This is a genomic window from uncultured Sutterella sp. (genome assembly GCF_937923675.1).
Taxonomy (GTDB): domain Bacteria; phylum Pseudomonadota; class Gammaproteobacteria; order Burkholderiales; family Burkholderiaceae_F; genus Sutterella.
The window spans coordinates 1-10149 of record NZ_CALDXB010000032.1 but is presented as its reverse complement, the minus strand read 5'-3'; the positions used below and the strand labels follow the sequence as shown (position 1 = coordinate 10149).

Annotated in this window: 6 protein-coding genes and 3 tRNA genes; 3 read left to right on the top strand and 6 right to left on the bottom strand. The window is 58.5% G+C overall.

Going from position 1 to position 10149, the window contains the following annotated elements; translation table 11 throughout:
• Positions 1-104 precede the first annotated feature (104 nt).
• The gene (locus tag Q0106_RS04615) at positions 105-1595 is read right to left on the bottom strand and encodes an alanine/glycine:cation symporter family protein (RefSeq protein ID WP_297609497.1); all 1491 of its coding nucleotides are present in this window, start codon (positions 1593-1595) and stop codon (positions 105-107) included.
• Between the two features lie 120 nt (positions 1596-1715).
• Complete coding sequence (argH, locus tag Q0106_RS04610; protein ID WP_297609494.1) at positions 1716-3158, bottom strand: argininosuccinate lyase; 1443 nt, start codon at positions 3156-3158, stop codon at positions 1716-1718.
• 115 nt (positions 3159-3273) lie between these two features.
• On the opposite strand from argH, the gene Q0106_RS04605 reads away from it, so the two are divergent.
• Together Q0106_RS04605 and Q0106_RS04600 are read left to right on the top strand one after the other, a co-directional pair.
• A tRNA-Pro gene (locus tag Q0106_RS04605) sits at positions 3274-3350 on the top strand.
• A 13-nt stretch (positions 3351-3363) separates the two neighbouring features.
• Positions 3364-3440, top strand: a tRNA-Arg gene (locus tag Q0106_RS04600).
• A 77-nt stretch (positions 3441-3517) separates the two neighbouring features.
• Here the strand turns inward: Q0106_RS04600 and Q0106_RS04595 are convergent.
• From Q0106_RS04595 to Q0106_RS04580, 4 genes are all read right to left on the bottom strand, one after another.
• A complete protein-coding gene (locus tag Q0106_RS04595) occupies positions 3518-5506 on the bottom strand; it encodes an alkaline phosphatase family protein (RefSeq protein WP_297609491.1) in 1989 nt (662 codons plus the stop codon).
• A gap of 141 nt (positions 5507-5647) precedes the next feature.
• On the bottom strand, positions 5648-8488 hold the full coding sequence (locus tag Q0106_RS04590; protein WP_297609488.1) for a valine--tRNA ligase: 2841 nt from the start codon (positions 8486-8488) through the stop codon (positions 5648-5650).
• 277 nt (positions 8489-8765) lie between these two features.
• On the bottom strand, positions 8766-9251 hold the full coding sequence (locus Q0106_RS04585) for a hypothetical protein (RefSeq protein ID WP_297609485.1): 486 nt from the start codon (positions 9249-9251) through the stop codon (positions 8766-8768).
• 62 nt (positions 9252-9313) lie between these two features.
• On the bottom strand, positions 9314-9742 hold the full coding sequence (locus tag Q0106_RS04580) for a DNA polymerase III subunit chi (RefSeq protein ID WP_297609482.1): 429 nt from the start codon (positions 9740-9742) through the stop codon (positions 9314-9316).
• Positions 9743-9960: 218 nt separating this feature from the next.
• Here Q0106_RS04580 and Q0106_RS04575 point away from each other — a divergent pair.
• Positions 9961-10036 (top strand) — tRNA-Ala (locus tag Q0106_RS04575).
• The last annotated feature ends 113 nt before the right edge of the window (positions 10037-10149 follow it).

The following is a 10149-nucleotide window of genomic DNA, read 5'->3' as shown; positions in this document are numbered from 1 at the left end:
ATTAAAAATACTTCAGTAAATTATATATTGTTTAATGTGGATATATACACTAAACATCATAGATCCCGAAAACTTGGGGTCCGAGGCTAGATAAAATATCAATGTTAATTAATATCTTTCAGGTTGTCTATGCCTTGATATGTTTCGATTACTAAATTTGTTTCTGCTCTATTTTTATCCCAATAATTGGCGTTTTTAATTTGGATTATTTCAGGGTGGAATATTGGATTCAATTTTCTGCCTTTCTGTTGTTCATAATCACGCAACGCCTTAAAAGCAATCCCCTGCAGTAACAAAATCGCAATCAAATTCAAATAAGCCATCATCCCCACGCCAACGTCAGCCATCGCCCAGATCAGGGAAGATGCACGCAACGTGCCAAACGCAACTGTCCCAAGAAACACCACCTTCACAACCAGCATCAGAATCGGCTTCTTGATCGTGCGATTAAGATAAGCCGTATTGGTCTCCGCCATGTAGTAGTAGCCAAGAATCGTCGTGAAGGCGAAGAAAAAGATGGCAATGGCAATGAAGGGACCGCCCCAGCCCGGCATCAACTGATCAATCGCGAGCTGCGTATAAACCGGACCGGCTTCTACGCCTGGAAGTCCCTCATGAAGCACGGCGCCGTTGGGATCAACAATGTTGTAGCAGCCCGTCATGAGAACCATGAGCCCGGTCGCGGTGCAGACGAAAAGCGTATCGATATAAACAGAGAACGCCTGAACCAGGCCCTGCTTAACCGGATGAGAAACGGCTGCCGCAGAGGATGCATGCGGCGCAGTACCCTGGCCTGCCTCATTCGAATAAATGCCGCGCTTCACGCCCCAGGAGATGGCGGCACCCAACATGCCGCCCAGGATGGAGTCCATGCCGAAGGCGCTCGAGAAGATAAGCCCGAGGACATGCGGAATCTGCTCATAGTTGATGCCGACGATGATGACGGCAACCACGATGTAGGCCTGCGCCATGAAGGGGACAACGATGCTCGTGAACTGGGCGATGCGTCTCAGGCCGCCGAAAATAATGAAGCAGAGAAGCGTCGCGATAATTGCGGCGGTGATCGGAGGCTCAATCTCAAAAGCCTGAGACCAGGCAGCGGCAATCGTGTTGCTCTGAATTCCGGGACAGAAAAAGACTGAGGCGAGGATCGTAACGATCGCGAAGGCCCAGGCATAAGGTTTGCAATTAAGGCCTTTTTCAATATAAAAGGCGGGGCCGCCGCGGTATTGCCCGTCGATCTTTTCCTTATAAATCTGACCGAGCGTCGATTCCACGAAGGCGGAAGAGGCGCCGAGGAAGGCAACCATCCACATCCAGAATAAGGCCCCGGGGCCGCCGAAGCAGATGGCCGTGGCAACGCCCGCAATGTTGCCCGTGCCGACGCGGCTGGCAAGCGTCATGGTGAGCGCCTGGAAGCTCGAGAGCCCGATGTCGTCTTCCTTCTTCTGGAAGATGAGGCGCCACATCTCGGGAATCATGCGGATCTGAACGAACCTGGAGCGGATGGAGAAAAAGAGGCCCGCACAGAGGCAGAGTCCCACCAGAACCGGCGACCAGATGATGCTGTTCAAAGTGTTGACGAAGCTTTCCATGTTGTGCTCTTTTGACGGAAAGGGTGGAAGTGAGGGTTGAGAAACGTCCCGGAAGACGTTATGAAAAAAGCCGCCCGACTCTTAAGGCCGGACGGCTTTTGATGGAGTCAAGGCTTATTGTTACTTAGAAGCCTTGGCTGCGGCGCGTTCCGCAAAGATTTTTTCCCAGCGCTTCGTCTGAGCAAGAACCTGATTGGGCGCCGTTCCGCCCAGGTGATTGCGGGCGTTGACGGAGCCTTCAAGGCTCAGAACCGAATACACATCGGGTTCGATCTTGTCGCAGAAGCCCTGAAGGACTTCAAGCGGGAGCTGCTCGAGACCGCAGTTGCGCTCAGCAGCGGCGCGCACCGTCTGGCCGACGATGTCGTGCGCGGTGCGGAACGGAACGCCGTGGCGGACGAGGTAGTCGGCGAGGTCGGTCGCGGTGGGGAAGCCCATCTGAGCTGCCTGATGCATCGTTTCAGCCTGCGGTTCGACGCCGGCCATCATGTCGCAGAACGCGCGGAGCGTGTCCTTGACGGTATCGATCGCATCGAAAACCGGTTCCTTGTCTTCCTGGAAATCCTTGTTGTAGGCAAGGGGCGTGCCCTTCATGAGGTTGAGCATTGCCATAAGGTCGCCGTAGACGCGGCCGGATTTGCCGCGGGCGGTTTCCGGAACGTCCGGGTTCTTCTTCTGCGGCATGATCGATGAGCCGGTCGTGAAGCGGTCCGGAAGCTTGATGAAGCCGAAGCGCTGGCTCATCCAGATGACGAGTTCTTCCGAGAGACGGGAGATGTGCATCATGATGAGGGAGGCGGCGGCGCAGAATTCGATGGCGAAGTCGCGGTCGGAAACGCCGTCGAGCGAATTCTGGGAGACCGTCTCGAATCCGAGGAGCTTCGCCGTGTATTCGCGGTCGATCGGGTAGGTCGTGCCGGCAAGCGCAGCAGAACCCAGAGGCGACGAGTTGACGCGGTGGCGGAGGTCAATGAGACGCGCGCGGTCGCGCTCGAGCATCTCGACGTAGGCGAGCATGTGGTGGCCGAAGGTCACGGGCTGGGCAACCTGCATGTGCGTGAAGCCCGGCATGATGACGTTGTAGTTCTTCTCGGCCTGCGCAACGAGCACTTCCTGGAGGTGTTCGACGCGCTTGATGATTTCATCGACTTCGCCGCGGAGGTAGAGGCGGATGTCGGTGGCAACCTGGTCGTTGCGGGAGCGCCCGGTGTGAAGGCGCTTGCCGGCGTCGCCGATGAGGGCGGTAAGACGGGCTTCAATGTTGAGATGCACATCCTCGAGCTCGAGCTGCCACTCGAACTTGCCGGACTGAATCTCTTCGCGGATCTGAGCCATGCCGCGCTTGATGTCTTCGAGGTCCTTCGCGGAAATCACGCCGACCTTTTCGAGCATGGTTGCGTGAGCAACGGAACCATCAATATCAACGAGCGCCATGCGCTTGTCGAAGTCGACGCTCGCGGTGTATCGCAGAACAAAAGCGTCAACCGGTTCAGAGAAGCGGCCGGACCAGGCCTTCTTCTTGGCATGCAGGGGATCGTTGGAATTGTCTTGAGCTTGGCTCATGAAACAGCCTCTTCTTGGGGGGAAGAAAAAGAAAGTAGGGATTTTAAAGGCGGGCACTCCAGATTGCTCGGGAATTTGCTACCTTCCGCATTGCTCTCATATAATGCGGTCTCTTCGGGGTGTAGCGCAGCCCGGTAGCGCGCCTGCTTTGGGAGCAGGATGTCGCGAGTTCGAATCTCGCCGCCCCGACCAGAAGAGAAAGTGTCCGCCCGTAGCTCAGTTGGATAGAGCATCTGCCTTCTAAGCAGAGGGTCGTGAGTTCGAGCCTCGCCGGGCGGACCATCCGAATTTCCCGTTCCGCTTTCATGAGTGCGTCTCATGTTTTCCTGCGGTGCGGGATTTTTTGTGCCCGCGTTCCTTCAATGGAGGAGCGCAGAACGAATCACCCAGCCGGCCTTCGCGCGCTGGGCAGCCGAGAAGCGCCCTTCACGAAGGAGCTCTTCCGTACAGGGCTGAGCCGCAAACTTGTCTCCCTCCATGCGGAAGCACTGAAGCTTGCCCCTGGGGTCGATCCCCACGGCGCCGGATTTCCCGACAGCAACGCCGTATTCGCCGACGCCGAAGTACCCGTAGGCAAAGTCTCGGTGGGGTAGCGCAAGGTTCCGGCCTTCCTCAGGGAGAGGCAGCCTCCCAAGCGCGAGCGCGGAGAGGGTCGGGAAGATGTCGCGCTCCGTCACCCACTGGGTCTGATCAACCTGAGGAAGCCCCTTGCGGATCTCTTCCGGCACCCAGAAAAGAATCGGGACGCCCAACTGATGGTGAAACGCCCCCTGAGGCGGATATTTGAAGCGCGCATTGTGGTCGCCCGTGGAGGCAACGATGGTATTGGAGAGCTTTCCTTCCTCACGGAGGCTGCCGACGAACCAGCCGAGCCAGTCGGAGGCGTACTGATAGGTCTGAAGCATCTTCGTGAATTCGGAACGGGGCTTGTCCCGTTCAATGACCTGAGGGAGCAGATCAGGATCCACGGGGAGCGTCTCGCGGCCGTCCGGCACCTCATGGGGCGGGTGGTTCGAAGTTGAGAGGAGGACGAGGAGGAGGGGCTTATCGGACGCCTTTCGTTCATCCATCAGGCGTTTGGCGAATTTGAACATCCATTCGTCGCCGATGCCCCAGGTGCCGATTTCAGCTTCCGGGAAAACGGCGTGAATGGATGCGTCGTCGTAAACCTTGTCGAAACCGTGACGCGGGAGCGACTCCCTGAGATTCCTCCAGTTGGCGTCGCCTCCCGTGACGAAAACGACTTCATAGCCCGCTTCCCTGAAAGGGAGCACCTTGGAGAAGGGAAACGGGAGATGCCCGTAGCGGCTCTGCGAGAGCGGCGAATAAGGCGTGTCGAAGAGAATGCCTTCGAGCGCCGGGAAGGTTCCCGGGCCGATGGTGAGGCCGTTCGTGAAGACCCAGGCGTTCTTGAGCTCATTGGCGAGGCGCCCGAGCGTGTCGTTCTTCTCCGGAACATGGGAGAGGAACTGATCGCGCCCCATGGATTCCATGACGGCGAGCACCACGTCGGGTTTCTTTGTTGGCTTTATCGGCTGAGCCGCAGGAGCGGCGCCGGCAAGCACCTCGTTGACCTCATCAATATTTAGGAAGCCGAGCGCCTTCAGTTCGCCGTCGCGGCCGTCCTTGAAATTGAGGGCCGACTGATCGCACATCGCTTCATAGAAAAGAATGGCGCCGTTCGGCACGCACTGGTTGATGAAGACGTGGGGCGAAACGGAAAGACTCTGAAAGCGAAGCGGAAATTTCCCGAGACTTCCGCGCAGGATGAGCGACAGAAGAATCGTGAGCACGACCGCACTGATGAGATTCCCCCTTGCTTTCCAGTTGAAGCCTGAGGCGTCCTTCCCCGGACCTGCAGCCGGGATCAGTGCGGACAGGATGACGGGCACCGCCATTGCGGCAAGAAAGATCCCGACGTAGGGAAGAATCGGCCAGTCGGAAAGCACCGTTTTGATGATGGCCTGAGTGTCGTCCTGGAAGAGTCCGAAGATGACCGCAGAAATCGGAGTTCCATAAAACCTGAAAAACTCAATGTTGACGAAGCCGAGGAGCACCATCAGGCCGCCGGCAATGAGTCCGAGCGCTTCAGCCCATTTCTTCGCCTTCGGCCATTTCGTGCTCATGAGCCAGAAAATCCAGGCAGGGAGCACGAGGGTCGCGAGCCATTTGGCATCAATGCGAACGCCCATCCAGAAGGCCGGAAGGAAGTCCCTGATTCCGAAGTCGCCCGTACGGAACTCCATAAAGAAGGCGATGCGGATGAGGGAGAGGATGACGAGAAAGGTGACAAAGAAAACGATCGGCTTCAGAAAGAAGCCGCAGGCCGTTTGAGATCTGCGAAGCATGGAGGAGCCGGGGGAAAAGAAGCGCTCTAAAAGAAGAGAGCCGGCAGCAGTGTGTCGGCTCTCCGGGGTTCCTTAATTTCTAAGGTCCCTGAGTCCTTTAAAGCCCTTCGGGGAGAGGGCTCTGACGGTCTCAAGGGGGACTTATTCGCGCGGAAGCCTGGCGAGCTGCTCGGTCACCTTGGCAAGGAGCGCGGTGAAGTCCGCGAGGCGCTTTCTTTCCACGTCGACGACCGCCGCCGGGGCCTTCGAGACGAAGCGTTCGTTCGAGAGCTTCCCCTCGCACTTCTTCACTTCGCCCATGAGGCGGGCCGCTTCCTTCTCGAGGCGTTCGCGCTCGGCCTTCACGTCGATTTCGACCTTGAGCATGAGCTTGAAGTCGCCCACGATCGCGACCGGCGCGACCGAGCCCTTCGCTTCCTGCTCGAGGCTTTCAACGTGTTCGACCGGTTCGACGCGGGCAAGCTGCTGGAGGTAGGGAGCCGCCGCGAGGCATTCGGCTTCGTCGCCCGAAATGAGGAGCGGGAGCTTCTGCGAGGGCGGAAGCTTCATTTCGCTTCTCAGATTGCGGATCGAATCGATCATCTGCTGGATGGTCGTCATGCGCTTCGTTGAGGCCGCGTCGTCATCCTTTTCGTCGTATTCCGGATAGCTCTGAATCATGATCGAGGTTTCCTCATCCGCGCGGCGCACGCCCGCGACGACGGAAACCTTCTGCCAGAGTTCTTCGGTGATGAAGGGGATGATCGGATGCGCGAGGCGCAGGATCGTCTCGAGCACCGTGACGAGCGTATGGCGCGTCGCGCGCTGCTCGGCTTCCGAGCCCTTCAGCTGCACCTTCGAGAGTTCGAGGTACCAGTCGCAGTACTGGTTCCAGACGAAGGAGTAGATCGCGTTGGCGGCAATGTCGAGACGGTAGTCGGCATAGGCCTGGCGGACTTCCTTCGTGGTGCGGGCGAGTTCGCTCACGATCCACTTGTCGACGAAGGAGAAGGTCATCGGCTGGGAGGCCGTTTCGCCGATGCCGCAGTCCTTCCCTTCAACATTCATGAGAACGAAGCGCGTGGCGTTCCAGAGCTTCGTGCAGAAGTTGCGGTAGCCTTCAGCGCGCTTCAGGTCGAAGTTCACGTTGCGCCCGAGCGTGGCGTAGGCGGCCATCGTGAAGCGGAGCGCATCGGCGCCGTGCGCGGCAATGCCTTCCGGATAGTTCTTGCGGAGCTTCTTTTCGACGATCGGAGCCTTTTCGGGCTGACGCAGACCGCGGGTATTCTTTTCGATCAGGTGTTCGAGATCGATGCCCTGGATGATGTCGAGGGGGTCGAGGGTGTTGCCTTCGGATTTCGACATCTTCTTTCCTTCAGCGTCGCGCACAAGACCGTGGATGTAGACGTTCCTGAAAGGCGCACGGCCGGTGAAGTGCTTCGTCATCATCACCATGCGCGCCACCCAGAAGAAGAGGATGTCGTAGCCCGTGACGAGAACGGTCGAGGGGAGGTAGAGGTCGTAGGCGACTTTTTCGTCGCCTTCCGGGTCGGGCCAGCCGATGGTCGAGAAGGGAACGAGCGCGGAGGAGAACCACGTGTCGAGCACGTCCTCATCGCGCGTGAGCTTGACGCCCTCGCCCGCCTGCTTCTGCGCCTCCGCTTCGGAGCGTGCGACGTAGACCTTCCCGGATTCGTCGTACCAGGCCGGAATCTGGTGGCCCCACCAGAGCTGGCGCGAGAGGCACCAGTCCTGAATGTTCTCAAGCCACTGACGGTAGACGCCACGCCATTCGGCCGGGAAGATGTTGACTTCGCCCGAAGTCACGGCTTCAAGGCCCACTTCAGCGATCGACTTGTTGGGGTAGAGCGTCCCTTCGGGAGCGGGCTTGCTCATCGCCATGTACCACTGTTCGGACAGCATCGGCTCGACGATTTCGCCCGTGCGCGCGACGCGCGGCACCATGTGCTTGATTTCCTTGATGCCGACCAAGAGCCCCGCAGCCTTCAGATCCTCAACGGCGGCCTTGCGGCATTCGTAGCGGTCCATGCCGCGGTACTTCTCGGGCACGTTCTCGTTCATGCGCGCCGTCTTCGTGAGGACGTTCAGCATCGCGAGATTGTGGCGGCGGCCGACTTCAAAGTCGTTGAAGTCGTGGGCCGGCGTGATCTTCACGCAGCCCGAACCAAATTCGCGGTCGACGTACGTATCGGCGATGACGGGAATTTCGCGGTCCGTGAGGGGGAGCTTCAGCATCTTTCCGACGAGCGACTTGTAGCGTTCGTCCTCAGGATGAACGGCAACGGCCTGGTCGCCGAAGAGCGTTTCAGGGCGGGTCGTCGCCACGACGACGCCTTCAGAGCCGTCAGCACCCGGATAGCGGATTTCCCAGAGATGGCCCGTCGCCTCTTCGCTTTCCACTTCAAGGTCGGAGACCGCGCTCTGGAGCTTCGGGTCCCAGTTGACGAGGCGCTTGCCGCGATAGATGAGGCCTTCTTCATAGAGGCGCACGAAGGTTTCAATGACGACCTTCGAGAGCTTCGGATTCATCGTGAAGTAGAGGCGGTCCCAGTCGACGCTGTCGCCCATGCGGCGCATCTGCTCGAGAATCGTGCCGCCCGAGAACTTCTGCCACTCCCAGATCTTCGCGATGAAGTCCTCGCGCTTCATTTCACGGCGCTTGAAGCCCTGCTTTTCGAGCTGACGCTCAACGACAATCTGCGTGGCGATGCCGGCGTGGTCCGTGCCCGGGAGCCACATCGTGTTGTAGCCCGCCATGCGGTGGTAGCGCGTGAGCGTGTCCATCACCGTCTGGTTGAAGGCGTGGCCCATGTGCAGGATGCCGGTGATGTTGGGCGGGGGAAGCTGAATGGAGAAGGCGGGCTTCTTGGGGTCAAGGCCGGCGCGGAAGTAGCCGCGCTTTTCCCAAACGGGATACCAGCGGGATTCAATTGCGTTGGGTTCAAAGCTCTTGGCGAGCTCCTGGGTTTGCTGTTCCGTCATGGCTTATGCGTATGAATGGGATGATTTTCTGTCGCAGGAACCTTTAATGCGTTCCGTGCCCGGACATCATCATGGGGTAAAGAGTTGGGTTGAGAAGGACTGCGGGGCAGTCTGCCAGCGAAAGCCTCCCGCATCCTCGAATGGGCAAAGATAACGGCCATTTTCTCACGAAGACGGGGAAAGGCCCAAATGAAAACACCCGGACGATGCCGTCCGGGCGCATTTTTGCGGGGAAAGCCTCATGGAGGCGTTCCAAAACCGGGATGAAGGGCCTCGGTCAGCGCTTCACGATGTCGTCCACTTTGAGGGACTTGATCTCGCGTTCGATCGCCTGAGTGACGAGCGACGAGAGCGTGCGCTCAAGATCTCCCTTCATGCGCGCGACGGCGTTGGAAACTGAGAGGTCGAGCACATCGCGGAGACCCTCGCGCACCGAGGCTTCGATTTGAGGCGTGAGTCTTTCAATGATGGCCTTCTTCTCCTCTTCCGAGAGCACGAGGGGCTGCGGCTCAAAGGGCTTTGGCGCAAGTGCGTCGGGAGGCGGCACCGTGACTTCCGGGCCTTTGGGCGCAGCCGCAGCCGGAACGGCCTGCGGAGCGGCTGCAGATGCCGCGGGGCTTTCGGGTTCAAGTCCGAGCGTCGGTTCCTGAGGACCGGCGGCAGGCTTGAGGCCGAGGAGTTCCTTCCAGGAAAGCGTCACGCGCTCCGTGAGCGTCTTGTAAGGCTTGGCATTCGCATCAATGACGGGTTCCTGTCGATTCATCGGAGTGTTACCTGGAGGAAGAGAAGAATGATGGCGGGGAGAGCTTCGGCGGCCGGAAGCGGTCAGTGGCGGCGGTCGTATGCCGCGAGCTCGACCCCTTCCGCTTTATAGGCGCGGTAGCGGTCGCGCGAGAGCCTGAGTTCCGTCGGATCAGTGCTCACCACATCGATGATGCGTCCGAAGCGCTCGAAATCCGTTTTCCAGCTTTCGGGCAGATGATCGTCAAGGAGCACGAGAACGTCGCCCTTCAGTTCGCTCAGCTCCGTGGAAAGCAGAATAGGCGTCTCGTCCGCGTGCGCGGAATTCGCGCGGACGTGCGGAAGAAAAGCAAGGTCGTCGAAGCTCCAGAGGAGCTGATCGAAATTTCTCAGGCGTTCCGCATCCGACGTCCAGAAGGCGAGCGTAAGCCCGCGCTTATAAACGGTGCGCGCAACGAGGCATGCGTACCTCAGGCGGTTGGGAACGTTGAAGTGAAAATCAATCTTCTGCATAGTCAGCATTATGGCGCAAGCCCTGGAAAAATCCCTCCAGAGAGTTGTTTCAAACCCTAATGCCGGAAAGGGCAGGCAGCGCGTTCCGGATGCGGGAATGGTGGTTGTCCTGCGGCAAAACGGGTTCTCATGCGCCGAATACCATAAATACGGTATCTTCAGAGAAGCCACTTGTCAGAATCAAAAAATCAGGGCAGAATTCCTTTCCTCAACGGTTTGGGGAAGTAGCTCAGCTGGGAGAGCGCTGCGTTCGCAATGCAGAGGTCGGGAGTTCGATCCTCCTCTTCTCCACCACGACCGAATTCCTTCGGCTTCAAGCCGACGATCAGACGCCTGTTTTCACAGGCGTTTTTCGTAGTGCGCCCGGCAGCGCACGTGTGTTTATGTGGTGAAAGTCCACTGACCGC